This is a genomic window from Pseudotabrizicola sediminis, assembly GCF_004745575.1.
In the GTDB taxonomy this organism is placed as follows: domain Bacteria; phylum Pseudomonadota; class Alphaproteobacteria; order Rhodobacterales; family Rhodobacteraceae; genus Pseudotabrizicola; species Pseudotabrizicola sediminis.
Genome location: NZ_RPEM01000007.1, coordinates 206,823 through 220,712 on the forward strand (window position 1 = coordinate 206,823; position 13,890 = coordinate 220,712).

The 13,890-nt window shown below is 62.8% G+C and carries 11 protein-coding genes; all 11 read right to left on the bottom strand.

Translation table 11 applies throughout. The annotated features are described in order from the left end of the window. Positions 1–30: 30 nt before the first annotated feature. A complete protein-coding gene (locus EEB11_RS12130; protein ID WP_245298885.1) occupies positions 31–864 on the bottom strand; it encodes a CheR family methyltransferase in 834 nt (277 codons plus the stop codon). A 16-nt stretch (positions 865–880) separates the two neighbouring features. Continuing rightward, complete coding sequence (locus tag EEB11_RS12135; RefSeq protein WP_135431679.1) at positions 881–1,348, bottom strand: chemotaxis protein CheW; 468 nt, start codon at positions 1,346–1,348, stop codon at positions 881–883. A 4-nt stretch (positions 1,349–1,352) separates the two neighbouring features. Continuing rightward, positions 1,353–3,488 (bottom strand): chemotaxis protein CheA, encoded by a 2,136-nt coding sequence (locus EEB11_RS12140; protein WP_135431681.1) that lies wholly within the window; start codon positions 3,486–3,488, stop codon positions 1,353–1,355. A 7-nt stretch (positions 3,489–3,495) separates the two neighbouring features. Beyond that, on the bottom strand, positions 3,496–3,864 hold the full coding sequence (locus EEB11_RS12145) for a response regulator (protein WP_103333029.1): 369 nt from the start codon (positions 3,862–3,864) through the stop codon (positions 3,496–3,498). Beyond that, positions 3,861–4,187, bottom strand: coding sequence for an STAS domain-containing protein (locus EEB11_RS12150; protein ID WP_256370712.1), 327 nt, complete (start codon positions 4,185–4,187; stop codon positions 3,861–3,863). The genes EEB11_RS12145 and EEB11_RS12150 overlap by 4 nt, the downstream gene beginning before the upstream one ends. A 98-nt stretch (positions 4,188–4,285) precedes the next feature. Continuing rightward, positions 4,286–5,566 (bottom strand): amidohydrolase family protein, encoded by a 1,281-nt coding sequence (locus EEB11_RS12155; RefSeq protein WP_135431685.1) that lies wholly within the window; start codon positions 5,564–5,566, stop codon positions 4,286–4,288. Continuing rightward, the gene (locus tag EEB11_RS12160) at positions 5,566–6,510 is read right to left on the bottom strand and encodes an ABC transporter permease (RefSeq protein WP_135431687.1); all 945 of its coding nucleotides are present in this window, start codon (positions 6,508–6,510) and stop codon (positions 5,566–5,568) included. The genes EEB11_RS12155 and EEB11_RS12160 overlap by 1 nt, the downstream gene beginning before the upstream one ends. A 142-nt stretch (positions 6,511–6,652) precedes the next feature. Beyond that, on the bottom strand, positions 6,653–7,696 hold the full coding sequence (locus EEB11_RS12165) for an ABC transporter permease (RefSeq protein WP_135431689.1): 1,044 nt from the start codon (positions 7,694–7,696) through the stop codon (positions 6,653–6,655). Next, entirely contained in the window at positions 7,686–9,218 is a 1,533-nt protein-coding gene (locus EEB11_RS12170; RefSeq protein WP_435531109.1) for an ABC transporter ATP-binding protein, read from the bottom strand. The genes EEB11_RS12165 and EEB11_RS12170 overlap by 11 nt, the downstream gene beginning before the upstream one ends. Beyond that, the gene (locus tag EEB11_RS12175) at positions 9,212–10,234 is read right to left on the bottom strand and encodes a BMP family protein (RefSeq protein WP_245298886.1); all 1,023 of its coding nucleotides are present in this window, start codon (positions 10,232–10,234) and stop codon (positions 9,212–9,214) included. The genes EEB11_RS12170 and EEB11_RS12175 overlap by 7 nt, the downstream gene beginning before the upstream one ends. Before the next feature lie 115 nt (positions 10,235–10,349). Then, positions 10,350–13,829: a PAS domain S-box protein gene (locus EEB11_RS12180; RefSeq protein WP_167852727.1), complete on the bottom strand. Its 3,480-nt coding sequence runs from the start codon at positions 13,827–13,829 to the stop codon at positions 10,350–10,352. Between the last annotated feature and the right edge of the window lie 61 nt (positions 13,830–13,890).

Consider the following 13,890-nt stretch of genomic DNA (forward strand, 5'->3'; position numbering starts at 1 on the left):
CCCCTTGTCAGGTCAATTCAATGCCGCTGTTCAGCGGCGACGATAGGTTGTCATGCCGTCAGTTTCGAATTCTGACAGGGCAGGACCGGTGATGCGCTCAGAATGGCCGATCATCAGAAACCCGCCCGGAGCCAGTAGGTCCGCAAAACGCTGCCACAGCCGTTCTTGCGTGACCTGGTTGAAATAGATCACAACATTGCGGCAAAAGATCACCTGAAACGGCCCCTTGATCGGCCATTTATCTTGCAAATTTAAAGGATTGCAGGAAACCAGCCGACGCGCCTTTTCAGCGATGCGCAGTTCATCCCCAGCTGCGGGATGGTCAAAAAGCCGGCGGGACTGCTCGGCCGAGAGGCCCTGCACAGAGTCGCTCGCATAGATGGCGCGCCGGGTCTTTTCAATCATCGTCTGATCAATATCTGTCGCCAGAATGCGCACATCATAGCGGTGCACATCCGGGCAGGCCGCAAGGATCGTGGCCGCGATGCTGTAGGGCTCCTCACCACTGGAACAGCCGGCGGACCACAGGCGTACCCGCGCGCCAGCCTGCGCCTTCGCGATCAGCGGCGGCAAAATGGTTGATGCCAAAGCGTCAAAATGATGCTGTTCGCGAAAGAAGGAGGTAACATTGGTGGTGACAGCTGAAATCAGCGCCTGACGTTCTGCTTCATTCCCATCGGCAGAGATGAAGTCTGCATAGGTTGAAAAATCCGACAGGTTCAGGGCACGCAACCGTTTTATCAGCCGCGAATGGACCAAAGGGCGCTTTGCATCGGCCAGAACAATGCCGGCAAGCGAGTGCACAATCTGGGCAATGCGCGAGAAATCCCGATCATCCAGTGGCACATCTGCATCCGCTTGCAAGGAAGCCCCCATGGGTTCAGGCCGCCGCGTCATCGGCCGGCGGCAACAGCTGTGCGACATCCAGCAAGCGGATCAACCGGCTGTCCTGCACAACCACGCCGCGCAGCATGCTGCGGGTGGCTTCGGACGCAAGATCGGGTGTCGGCTGAATGCCAGAGGCGGGAACCCCCAGGATATCGGTCACCGCTTCCACCAGAAGACCGACCGTCCTGTTCTGGATTGCGGCCACGATAATGACATTGCGGTCCTTGTCTTCAATCGGCTCCAAACCCAGCCGCCTGGCCAGATCCAGGATCGGCACCACGGCCCCCCGGAGGTTGATCACCCCCTGCACATAGCTTGGCGCATGTGGCAGCAGCGCCGGCCGGCTCCAACCGCGGATTTCACGGACCGAAAGAATGTCGATGCAGAAATCCTGCCCGGCTGTCCGAAAGGCAACCAGTTCTCTGATATCGGGATCGGTGGCGAAACCGGAGGAGCGCATGAGCTTATTCCGCTGCTAGGAAAACATTGGGGCGAGATGGGTTCGGGCCGATGGCGGCAAGATCGGAGGGATCAACAATCAGAGCGACAGACCCATCGCCAAGCACAGTGGCCGCCGCGATACCGGGGATCTGGCCATAATTGGCCTCCAGCCCCTTGATGACCACCTGCCTTTGATCGCGGATGCCGTCGACCATCAGGGCGATCGCGCCATCATCACCACGTTCGACCACGACGACGATTTCCCCCTCGCCCGGCTTGAGCGTGCGCCGAAATCCAAGCGCGGCACCGACATCAATCAGCGGCAGGCAGCGTCCACGCACATCAAGGACAGAGTCGGTTCTGCCCAGTGTGTGGCGCATCATTATGTCGGGGCGCAGCGTTTCGATGATGGTCGAGACGGGCAGTACGAGGGTTTGCCCCGCCGCCTCGAACACCATGCCATCCAGCACGGCAAGCGTCAGCGGCAGGCTGATCGTCAGCGTCGTGCCTTGGCCGCGCACCGACGCAATCCCCACCCGGCCACCAAGGCCGGCAATCTCGGAGCGGACCACATCCATGCCAACGCCACGACCGGACAGGGCGGACACTTCAGTCGCCGTTGAAAACCCCGGCAGGAACAGCAGGGCGTCAATTTCCTGCGGCGAAAGCTCTGCATTGGGCGGAACCAGCCCTTTTTCGATGGCGATCTGGCGTACCTTGTCACGGTCGATGCCGGCCCCGTCATCCTGAACGGTGATGACAATCCGCCCAGACCGGTGTGCGGCAGACAGCTTTACAACACCTTCGGTCGGCTTGCCGATTTCATCCCGGCGCGCGGGCTTTTCCAACCCGTGATCCACAGAATTGCGGATCATATGGGTCAGCGGATCGGCCAGACGCTCGATGATCGTCTTATCCACCTCGGTGCTTTCGCCCTCGGTCACCAGACGCGCGGATTTTCCCGCCGCCATCGACGCTTCGCGCACTATGCGGTGCATCCGGTCAAACAGCGGCTTGACCGGCTGGGCCCGGATCGCCATGACAGATTCCTGGATCTGGCGCGACAGCTGGCGCAGCTGATCGAGGCTGCGGTCCACTTCGACAGAGCCAAAGCCGGGGGATTGTTCGATGGCTTCCGTCAGCATGGCCTGATGGATCACCAACTCGCCCAGGATATCGACCAGCCTGTCAACACGGTCAATGTCGACGCGGATGGTCGGCCGCGGGCCGGTCGAAGCACTTGGTGCAGAAGAGGCCGGCTGCGGTGAAGCTGCAGCTGGGGCGTCAGGTGATTTTGGCGGGGCCACCGGTTTTGGCGGAGCCGCCACCGGCGCTGCTGCAACGACAACCGGTGCCGACGGTGCAAGGCTTGTCTCTGGCAGGGGACCATCAGGGTCTGGCGGCGTTTCCGCCTCAGCTTCAAGGGTTAGATCACAATTGCCTTCGATGAAATCGAAAATCGCAAGGATCTCTCTGTCAGACCGTTCTGTCTGCAAGGTCACGGTCCAGCCCAGATAGGATTGACCGGGGTCAAATCCGCCCGGTACCGGCAAGGCGCTTTGATCCAGTTCGACCTCAACCTCATCGGTGCCGCACAGGTCGCGCAGCAAAAAGGCCGGATCATGGCCCGAGGCAAAGGCCCCGGAATGGGGACGGAAGGTCAGCGTGACCTTGCGCAACAGACTGGTCAGAGGCAAGGCCGACAGATCCATGCCGAACGGACCATCGAGCGCGAGAGGTTCAAAGACGAACGCCTCTTCTTCCTTGTGGCCGCCCATGCCCGCCTGTGCTTCCAGCGCGACAATCACGCGCTGATCCAGCTCCGGGTCGGTCTCTGTCCCGTTGCGCGACGCGTTGATCATATCGGCCAGATGGTCGCTGGAATGCAACAAGGCCCCCAGCAAGGCAGGTTCTGGCTGCAACTGGCCGCCGCGCAGGGCATCCAGCACCGTTTCGAACCGATGTGCAAAGTTGACCAATGGCTTCAGATCGAAGGCACCCGCCCCGCCCTTGATCGAATGCACCGCCCGGAACACGGCATTTACGGTGTCAGCCTCTTGCGCGCCGGTCTGGATGGCACGCAACCCTTCTTCCAGGGCGGACAGCAATTCTTCCGCCTCGACAAAGAAAATATCCTTCAGATCAATCGCACCCGCCATTATGCCCTCACACAGCCGCGACGCGGCGGATGGTTGACACCAGCGAGTGTTCGTCGAAAGGCTTGGTAATCCAGCCGGTTGCCCCGGCCTGACGCGCACGCTCTTTCAGCGTTGCCGCACTTTCCGTTGTCAGCACCAGAATCGGCACGCGCGGCGCAACATCCCCGGCGCGCACAGCTTCGATCAGGCCAAATCCGTCCATGTTGGGCATGTTCAGATCCGTCAGAATCAGATCCGGCGCGACATCCGGCAGTTGCGTCAGCCCGTCAATGCCGTCTTCCGCCAGCACCACGTCAAAACCGGCTTCCGTCAGGGTTTGCCGGAGCATCTCGCGCATGGTGAGGGAGTCATCAATCGCAAGAATGCGCAGGCTCATGCCTTATCCTCCTTGATCAGGGAAAGTGCACCCATGACACGAAGGCAATCGCGGCATTCGGGCGAAACAGAAGTGAGTGTCAGAGCGCCGCCATCGCGCTGTGCGCGCTGTTGGGCGACAAGCAGCACCTGCAAAGCGGCAGAGCTCAGATGCCGGACCGCCGAGGCATCAATGGTGATGTCGGGCTTGGGCCCCGCTGGGTCATACCTGCTATCCAGGTCGTACCACAGGGCCTGCGCCGAATCCGGCGTCACTCTTGCGACAAGTTCGATCGTGCGCATCTTTACCTGACCCTCTGACCCGCGAAAGAGGGGCGGCTGCAACCCTCTGCAAGCCCAGAGGTAGCGCCGAAAGCCTAAAGGATCCGTTTAGCTGCACCGCAATTCACACGGCATTTTAGGCGCTTCTGCCCGTTCGCCGGTCAGGCCCGCGTGCCATCATGCCGCCGCCGGACCTGTTCCGGCCGCCCCGGCAGCGCCAGCCGCGTGTCATTGCGCTGCTTTTGCGCGACGATTTGGCCTTTGGACACCACAGCCAGACGGTCGGGCCGCAGGCGCAGCGCCTCGACCGGGGTGCCGGCATCCAGCACCACCAGCGATGCCAGACTGCCCGGCATCAGCCCGTAATCGTGCAAGCCCATGATTCTGGCATTGTCCTGCGTCACCATGCGGAAACAGCGTGCCATCTCTTCGGGGTGGGTCATCTGGGCCACGTGCAGGCCCATGAAGGCGACATCCAGCATGTCTGCGGTGCCAAGACTGTACCAAGGGTCCAGCACACAATCCTGCCCCCAGCCGACAGTCACCCCCGCCGCCTGCAACTCCCGCACCCGCGTCAGCCCGCGCCGTTTGGGATAACTGTCGTGCCGCCCCTGCAGGGTGATGTTGATCAACGGGTTCGGAATCGCCGTCATGCCACTTTCCGCAATCAGCGGAATCAGCTTGGACACATAATAATTGTCCATCGAATGCATGGATGTCAGATGCGACCCCGCGGCCCGCGCGCCCAAGCCGTGCCGCGTCACTTCGCGCGCCATGGTCTCGACATGACGGCTCATCGGATCATCTGTTTCATCGCAATGCACGTCCCACATCAACCCGCGCTCTGCCGCGATGCGTGCCAGATCGCGCAAGCTGTCGGCCCCTTCCTCCATCGTGCGTTCGAAATGCGGGATGCCGCCGACCACGCCCACTCCCATATCCAGCGCGCGCAGCAGGTTCTGCCGACCCGTCGGGCTGCGGTAAAGGCCATCTTGCGGGAAGGCCACGAGTTGCAGATCGAGGTATGGCGCGACCGTCCGTTGCACCTGCAGCATCGCTTCCACCCCGCGCAGATGGTCGGGCGTTGTGTCGACATGGGTGCGGATCGCTAGCAACCCCATGCTGACCGCCCAGTCGCAATAGCGCAGGGCACGCGCCACCATCTCGTCCACCGATGCCTGCGCCCGCAACTCCCCCCACAGGCTTATCCCCTCCAGCAGCGTGCCCGAGGCATTCACGCGGGGGAGGCCATAGGACAGCACGGCATCCATATGGAAATGGGGGTCAACAAAGGGCGGGCTGACCAGATCGCCGGTGGCGTCGATCACCGTCCCAGCCTCTGCCTCGATCCGCCCCACCTCGGCGATGCGGTCGCCTTTGATGCCGATATCGGCCACTGTGCCATCCGGCAGGGTGCCCCCCTTGACGATCAGATCAAACATCAGCGCTCTCCTTTGGCATAGGGCACCATCAGCGCCGCAGGGACCTGCGCGCGGCGCGACATCGCCACCAGCGCCAGAATGGACAGGACATAGGGCAACATCAGGAACAGTTGATAGGGGACCACCGCGCCGATAGGCGTCTGCTGCAACCGGATCTGCAAGGCATCGAACCCGGCAAACAGCAGCGCGCCCAGCACCGCCTTGCCGGGCCGCCAGGCCCCGAACACCACCAGAGCAATGCAGATCCAGCCGCGCCCGTTGACCATTTCGAAGAAAAATGACGAAAACGCCGACAGGGTCAGGAAACTGCCCCCCACCGCCATCAGCCCCGATCCCACCATCACCGCCCCGACGCGCACACCGGTGACCGACACGCCCTGCGCCTCCAGCGCCGCCGGGTTCTCACCCGCCGCCCGCACCGCCAGCCCCAATGGCGTGCGGTAGAGCACAAAGGCCACCAGCCCGGCACACGCAAAAGCCGCATAGGTCAGCGGCGTCTGCGCAAACAACGCCGGCCCCAGCAGCGGAATGTCCGACAAGACCGGCACCTCCCAGCTTTGAAACGGCACGATCTTTGGCGGGGTCGTCACCTGTGGGAGGGCCAGCCGATAGGCGAAATAGGCGGTTGCCGTGGCCAGCATCGTCACCCCCAGCCCCACCACATGCTGGCTCAGGCCAAAGGGCACCACCAGCACCCCGTGCAGCAGTCCGAACAGCGCCCCAGCACAGAAAGCCACCGCCACCCCGCCCCATAGCGGCAGACCCAGATAGACCGCCATCCACCCGGCAAAGGCCCCGATCACCATGATCCCCTCGATCCCAAGGTTCAGAACCCCGGCCCGCTCGCAGATAAGCTCGCCCATGGTGGCAAAGATCAGCGGTGAGGCGATGCGGAGCACCGCCGCCCAGAAACTGGCCGAGATCAGGATTTCAATCACACCCATTCTCCTGAAAGGCTCTGATGGCTTGCACCCTTGAAAAATACTCCGCGGAAGCAGCCCAGTGGTTTCGCCGTCGGTTCGAAAAACCACTTGCCTTGGGGGGCACCAACCCCCCCCGGCGGTTTGCAAAAGCCCTGACCGCTGATCATCCCCGCACCACCCGAACCTTGGTCAGCGCGATTCCCAGCACCATGAACAACAGCGCCACCGCCAGCAGCATATCAGCGATATAGGTCGGCACCCCCGCACTCCGGCTCATGGCATCGGCCCCCACAAATACCCCAGCCACGAACAGCGCGGTCACCACCACCCCCAGCGGATGCAGCAGCGCCAGCATGGCGACGATGATCCCGGTATAGCCGAATCCCGGCGAGAGGTCCAAAGACAGGTGCCCCTTGGCCCCCGCCACCTCGGACCACCCGGCCAAGGCCGCCAACCCACCCGACAGCAGCGCGGTTTTCACCAGTACCGCGTTCACCGGCATGCCTGCAAAGCGCGCGGCGCGGATGTTGGACCCGACAGCCCGCATCTCGAACCCCAGTGTGGTGCGGGTTTGAACAACCCAGACGATAACCGCCGCAATCAGCGCAATGCCAAAGCCCCAATGCAGCCGCAACCCGTCCACGATGCGCGGCAGGCGGGCATCGGGGGTCAGCGCGGGGGATTTGGGCCAGCCCATGCCCATCGGGTCTTTCAGCGGGCCTTCCAGCAGGTAGCTCACAAACAGCGCCATGATGAAGTTCAAAAGCAAGGTGGTCACCACCTCATCCACTCCCAGCCGTACCTTCAACAGCACCGGCACCAAGAGCAGCATAGCCCCCGCCAGCAGCGCCACAGCCGCGCTGACCGGCAGCACAAAAGGCGCACCAAGGGCACCCGTCCCCAGCAAAACCGCGATGATGGCCCCGGCGTAAAGCTGCGCCTCGGCCCCGATGTTCCACAGCTTGGCCCGGAAGGCCACCGCCACCGCCAGCCCGGTAAAGATCAGCGGTGTGGCGCGGTTCAGCGTTTCCAGCACCGCCAGCCGTGAGCCCAGCGCCCCGGTCAGGATCTGGCCCAGCACCGCAAAGGGATTTGCCCCGGCCAGCAACGCCAGCCCCATTGCAACCAGCACCGTCGCGGCCAAGGCAAGGGCAGGCAATCCCAGCTGGCGCAGCAGGGTGGGGTTCGCAACAGGCTCAAGCCGCATCGGTCAGCCCCTGCCCGAACCCGTGGCCCGCCATCCACAACCCAAGCTCGCCCTGCGTCAGCGCCCCGCGTGCGAACGCGGGCGACAGCCGCCCCTCGCTGATGACATGGATCACGTCAGACAATCCCATCACCTCGTCCAGATCCTCGGAAATCAGCAGCACTGCAGCACCCGCATCGCGCGCCGCCACCAGCCGCCCGTGCACATAGGCAATCGCCCCCACATCCAGGCCCCGCACCGGCTGATTGGCGATCAGGATGCCGGGGGCTTCTTCCATCACCCGGCCAAGGATCAGCTTTTGCATATTCCCGCCCGACAGAAGCCTGATCCGTGCCTCGGGCCCCGGGCAGCGCACGTCATAGCCTGCGATCAGGGTTTCGGTATGCCGCCTTACAGCTGCCCAATCCACAAAGCCCGCGCGGGCAAAGCGGGTGGCATAGGTTTCCAGAACCGCGTTTTCGGCCAGCGTGAAATCGGCCACCGTGCCGGTCTTGTGGCGGTCTTCGGGAATGCGCCCGACGCCCGCCGCGATGGCCGCGCGCGGCGACCATTTGGGCAAGGCCGTGCCATCCACCAGCATCACCCCCGCCTCTGGCAGCAGCCCGCCGCCGATCAGATCGGCCAGTGCCGCCTGTCCGTTGCCCGAAACGCCCGCCAGCCCGGTGATCGTCCCGCCCCGCAGGTCAAGCGTCACCTCGCGCAGGGGCCCCGCCCGCACATTCCTGAGCGACAGCCTTACCGGCCCCGGCACACCCGGGGCCACCGTCGCCTCGGCCATCTCGGCCCCCACCATCATCGCGGCCAAAGCGTGGCGATCGGTGTCACGGGTGGCCACCTGCCCCACCACGCAGCCATGGCGCAGCACGACGCAGGTATCCGAATGCCCCATCACCTCATGCAGCTTGTGGCTGATGAAAATCACCGACAGCCCGCGCGCGGTCGCCAACCGCAGGGTCTGGAACAGCGCTTCGGCCTCTTGCGGGGTCAGCACCGCGGTCGGCTCGTCCAGAATCAGGATGCGCGCTTCGCGGTACAGGGCTTTCAGGATCTCCACCCGCTGCCGCTCGCCCACCGACAGATCGGCAATCCGCGCGTGCGGGTCGACCGCCAGCCCGAAATCGCGGCTCAGCGCCTGCACCTTTGCCAAGGCAGTCGCGCGCCCCCGCCCAAACGACCAAAGGCTTTCGGTGCCCAGCGTGATGTTCTCCAGCACCGTAAGCTGGTCTGCCAGCGTGAAATGCTGGTGCACCATGCCGATGCCTGCTGCGAGTGCCGCTTTGGGCTGCCCGGCAGGCAGGGGCTGACCAAAGGCGGTCACGCTGCCCGCATCCGCCAGATAGTGACCAAACAGGATGTTCATCAGCGTGGTCTTGCCCGCGCCGTTTTCCCCCAGAAGCGCCAGAACTTCGCCCCGGTGCAGCGTCAGGCTGATGGCGTCATTCGCCACCAGCTTGCCAAAGCGCTTGGTGATCTGGTCAAGGCGGAGAACAATCTCCGCCTCTGTTTTGGTTGGGCTCACGATGATTTCGGCTCGCTGTCGTCAATTGCGACGGTATAGCTTCCATCCATGATCGCGGTCTGCCGGGCCGCCACCAGGTCCATCGCCGCCGCAGGCACCTTGCCCTCGAACGTGCCAAGCGGTGCCAACGAACATCCCCCCGCCTGCATGTAGCTGTAAACGCCGTAGTTTTCCGCCGTAAAGCTGCCTGCAGTCACCGCCGCCATCGCCGCCTCGAACGTCGGCTCGAAATGCCACAAAGCCGACGCGACAACCGTTTCCGGATAGTCCGCCTGCGTGTCGATCACGTTGCCGATCGCCAGCACGCCGCGCTCCATCGCCGCATCGGCCACGCCAAACCGTTCGGCATAAAGCATGTCGGCCCCGGCCTCGATCATCGCAAAGGCAGTTTCCTTGGCTTTCGGCGGGTCGAACCATGATCCGATGAAGGTCACCTGGAACCTGGCATCCGGCCGGGTTTCGCGCACACCGGCCATGAAGGCATGCATCAGTCGGTTCACTTCCGGAATCGGAAAACCACCGACCAGACCGATGTTGCCCGAGGTCGTCATCGCCCCTGCGATGATGCCAGACAGATAGCTTGCGTCCTGAATATAATTGTCAAACACCGCCAGATTGGGGTTGGCCGCCGCATCTGGCATGAAGGACGACCCCATCAGGAACGCCACCTCGGGGTATTCTGCCGCGACTTCGCGCGCCTCGGCCTCCACCCCGAAAATCTCGCCCACGATCAGCTTGACGCCGCTTTCAGCATATTCGCGCATCACGCGCGGATAATCGGTATTGGCCACATTCTCGGTATAGGTGTAATCAACCACGCCCGCCGCCTTGGCAGCCTCGGCGGCCTGATGAATGCGCCCGGCCCATTGCTGCTCGACCGGCACCGTGTAGATGCCTGCAACCTTCATCGGTTCCTGCGCCAGAACTGCGCGCGGCAGGAAGGCCGCGCCAAGGCCAAGTACCCCGCCGCTCAAAATCAATCCGCGCCGCGAGACACCCCGTTTCATGCCGATCATCATAGTCACCCCCTGTTGGTTTTGTTGTTTGACCATACGGTAAAACCCAACGCCGATTCGCTACAAGCAATCGTTCGCAGGTCGACCAACGCCAAAGGAATAGGCAAAGAGGCAGGGATCAGTGCAAACGTGCCGCGGGAATGAGCAGGTTTGCAACCGGTCGCCGCGTCTGATGAATGGCGTGGGCCAAAGCGTGCAGCGAAACAGGCTTGGTCACAACCTCGGCAAAGCCAGCCGCCCGGTAATCTGCCACGTTCTGCGCCATCGCATGTGCTGTTACCGCCAGAATGGGCGGCAAGCCAGCGTCGCCTGCCTTGGTGCGCAGCTCTGACAAGGCGGTCAGCCCATCCTTGCGCGGCATGGAAATGTCCAGCAACACCAGATCAAACTGATCCGGCCCCCAGGCGTCCACCGCCTCATCCCCGTCACATACCAGCGTCACGGCGATGCCCAGTCGGTTCAGCATGGCCCGCATGATCAGCCGGTTGGTAGAATTGTCTTCGGCCAGCAGGGCACGCAGCCCTGCGACATCCGGCAAGTCCTGCATCGGGCCGGCCCCCTGCGGCGTGCTTTCAACCGGCAGCATCGGCAGGGTGAGCGTCACGGTCGTGCCTTTGCCATAGGTGCTGACCAGCGAAACCTCACCCTTCATCAAGGATACCAGCCGCCGCACGATGGGCAACCCCAGCCCGGTGCCCCCGAACCGCCGCGTGATGGATTCATCGCCTTGGGTGAATTCATCAAAGACAATCGCCGTCTGGTCTTCGCTCATGCCGATTCCGGTGTCGGAAATGAGGATGCGCAGCGCGCTGGCATGGGCCGCCACTTCCTCGATCGTGATCGTCACCGACCCGGACTCGGTGAATTTGATCGCGTTGCCGACAAGATTGTGCAGCACCTGCAACAGTCGGGTCGCATCCCCCATCCGCATCTTGCCGGTTCCGGCGCCAAGGATGACCTTCAGCCCAATCCCCTTGCCGCGCGCCGACACCCCGTGCATCGCTTCGATCCGGGTGGCCAGATCACGCAGCGACAGCGGGGCCAGGTCAAGAACCAGCTTTCCACTTTCGATCTTTGCCAGATCCAGAATGTCATTCACCACCGACAGCAGATGCACCCCGGATTCGCGGATTGCATCCAGCATCGCCCCCTGTTTGGGGTCGCGGACACCTTCGGCCAACAGTTCTGCCATGCCGAGCACGCCATTCAACGGCGTGCGCAACTCGTGGCTCATATTGGCCAGAAACTGCGATTTCGCCCGGCTTGCGTCTTCGGCGCGATGGATCGCGGCGCGCAGATTGTCTTCGGCCTGCGCCGCCGCCGAAACATCGGTGATCGTACACACCACTCTGGCCTCGATCCCAGCCTCCGGCAAGACCGCCGCGTTCACGGAAAGCACCTTTGCGCGACCGTCCGCCAATCTTACCCGCAGCCTAAGATCACGGACCATATCACCCGAGTTCAGCGCAAGCTGGCATGGCAGGCCGGAAAACGGCAAGACGTTGCCAGACATATCATGCAGCCGCAGTCTGATCGGGTCACAAATCTGGTTCAACAACGCCTCGCCCGGCACTTCCAGGATGCGCTGTACTTCGCGGTTGAAAAACACGATCCGCGACGTGTCATCCACCGCAAGAATCCCCGAACCCGAGGTTTCCATCAGGGTCGACAGAAAATCGCGCTCTGCCTCCAGATCAACTTCAAGCCGTTTGCGGTCGCTGATATCCATATGCACGCCGGATGTGGCAGTCGCGTTTCCCTGCGCATCCCAGGCGGTGACATGCCCGCGCGATGCCACCCAAACCCAATGGCCGTGTTTGTGGCGCAGCCGCAACTCGTCGGTGAACTTGGTCGTTTCGGTCGCAAAACGCCGCTGCATGTTCTGGTTCAGCCGGACCCAGTCATCCGGATGCAGCAGGCCTCTCCAGACAGCATCGGTCACTGGCCCAAGCTCTTCCAGCGTATAGCCCAGCATCTCGGCCCAGAGGTCGTTCACATGGCACAGGCCCTGAATCATGTCATGGTACCAAGTGCCGACCTCTGCGCCTTCGATGATCTGTTCAAGACGCTTTTCAGCCGCCTTGAGCGCCGAGACATCGAAATGCACACCAGACATCCGCATCGCAACCCCGCGTTCATCGCGCACGGACACTTGCCCGCGCGATTGCACCCAGACCCAATGGCCCGTCCGATGCCGCAGCCGGAACACCTGGTCGAAACGGTCCGTCTTGCCCTGCCTGACGCGGGCGACATTTGCGAGGGCCATCTCCTTGTCATCGGGGTGCAGCAGGTTCCGCCAAGAGGTGACGGTGGTCGGTGCCAGCTCTGCGCAGGTCCAGCCCAGCATTTCCGCCCAGCGTTCGTTGATCAGGTTCTCCCCGGTAGCAAAGTCTGATTCCCACGTTCCTGCCTGCGAGCCCTCGATCACCTGTGAAAGCCGGCGCTGGTTGTCACGCTCGGCCGTCACATCAATCCGAAGGCCAACGCGCCCGCCGGACGGTGTCCGGCGATCCACCACACGCATCATGCGGCCATTCAGCAATTCGACCGTATCGTCATAGACCGGCAAATTCCGTGCAGCCATGATATCTTTGGTAAAGTCATCCTCGCGACCCTTGGCTTCGGGCCACCGGCCCAGGGCAAGACCAGCCCGAAGCAGATCTTCATAGCGCACGCCGGGAACCAGCATAGGTGCCAGTTCCGGATAGACTTCCGACATCTGGGAATTGACCATGACAATGCGGTCATCGGCATCGAAAAGCATAAACCCATGCGGCAGCGCCTCCACCGCTGTATGCAGCTCCGCCCGCGCGCGCACGGCCTCGTCCCGCACCGCCTGCACCTCTGCCAACTGCGCCCGCAGCGCGCTCACATCTTCGACCAGCAACCAGACCGCTTTCTTTCCGTTTCCTGCGCTCAGCATCAGACCGCGCAGAACCGACGGGAAACTTGATCCGTCGGGCCGGACAAACTGCTGATCCATTGGCCCGAACTGCCCGCCTTCCTCTAACGCGGCAACGGCAGTGTCGATGACACTCTCATGCTCGGCAACCACCAATGACCGGATGGTCGTGCCGATCAAAGCCTCGCGGTTCCAGTTGCCGAACCCGGTGAAGGCAGCATTGGCCTCGATGATCGTGCCCGTCGCATAGTCGATCAACACCACCCCGACCGGAGACAGATCAAACATGATGCGCAGCAATCTGTCGCGCCGGGCGATCTTTGTCGTAGCCTGCTGTGCTGCCATCTGCCGCTCGGCCCCGGGCTGACCTGCAAGATAGAGCGCCGAAATCGTGCGCAAGACCGCACCAAGCCCATGGCGCAAGGCCGCGGGCAGGGTTTCCGGCACCCCATCCAGAAGCACGCTGCCATGGGAAATCTGGACCGCTGAAAAATCGCTGGTCTGGCCCGAAACCCAGACCCTGTCTTCTATGGTCAGCCGCAGCGCGCAGCACAGCGCAGCTGACATACCGGACAAAGCCTGCTGGATCGCGGTTTGGGCGGGCTCCAGCCCACGGCCCAGAACACCGGCCTCTGCCAGATCCGCGACAATGTCGGGAAGCGCCAGAAGCAATGCTTCGGCGGTGTTTTCAGCCAAACCAGTGCCATCCATAGCGTTCAGAGTGCGCCCTCCATCAGAACTCACTGCGGGCGCAGCA

What these genes read in the sequence shown, in the direction of transcription:
- EEB11_RS12175 (WP_245298886.1), bottom strand. Translation starts at nt 10,234, where the DNA reads ATGATGATCGGCATGAAACGGGGTGTCTCGCGGCGCGGATTGATTTTG.
- EEB11_RS12145 (WP_103333029.1), bottom strand. Translation starts at nt 3,864, where the DNA reads ATGAGCCTGCGCATTCTTGCGATTGATGACTCCCTCACCATGCGCGAG.
- EEB11_RS12140 (WP_135431681.1), bottom strand. Translation starts at nt 3,488, where the DNA reads ATGGCGGGTGCGATTGATCTGAAGGATATTTTCTTTGTCGAGGCGGAA.
- EEB11_RS12135 (WP_135431679.1), bottom strand. Translation starts at nt 1,348, where the DNA reads ATGCGCTCCTCCGGTTTCGCCACCGATCCCGATATCAGAGAACTGGTT.
- EEB11_RS12165 (WP_135431689.1), bottom strand. Translation starts at nt 7,696, where the DNA reads ATGCGGCTTGAGCCTGTTGCGAACCCCACCCTGCTGCGCCAGCTGGGA.
- EEB11_RS12160 (WP_135431687.1), bottom strand. Translation starts at nt 6,510, where the DNA reads ATGGGTGTGATTGAAATCCTGATCTCGGCCAGTTTCTGGGCGGCGGTG.
- EEB11_RS12155 (WP_135431685.1), bottom strand. Translation starts at nt 5,566, where the DNA reads ATGTTTGATCTGATCGTCAAGGGGGGCACCCTGCCGGATGGCACAGTG.